We start from the raw sequence: 337 nt of genomic DNA on the forward strand, positions 1-337 counted from the left end.
AAAATTCCGTTTTCAGCCAGCTTGGTTTCATCAGCTGGGAGATAGCGGTGGGCCTCATCAATTATAATATTGACGGAAAAAGCCGCGTTATGCTGCAGACGGTGCTCCAGAATTCGTTTCATTAAAAGCGAGATGACGGCCCGTTGACCAATTGCGAGCGTCTTCAGCGCGGAAAGGTCGATTACCAGCGGTTTGTGGGCGCTGCGCTGATTTAAAAACATCTGCAGCACGAAATTGAGCTCGGTTTTAACCTGCTGAGGTTGATGAATCGTACCGAACAATTTCCGCACTGCCAAGCTGGCTAGCAATTCTCTTAGCTGAATGATTTTGGGCCATG

General features: G+C 48.4%; 1 protein-coding gene. It reads right to left on the reverse strand.

Annotated elements, in window-relative coordinates; all coding sequences use genetic code 11:
* Positions 1-337 (reverse strand): hypothetical protein (locus LI126_RS14625; protein WP_227165657.1); only part of this gene is annotated, 337 nt, incomplete at both ends.

This window comes from Mediterraneibacter sp. 210702-DFI.5.30, assembly GCF_020560115.1.
GTDB classification, from domain to species: domain Bacteria; phylum Bacillota; class Clostridia; order Lachnospirales; family Lachnospiraceae; genus Mediterraneibacter; species Mediterraneibacter faecis.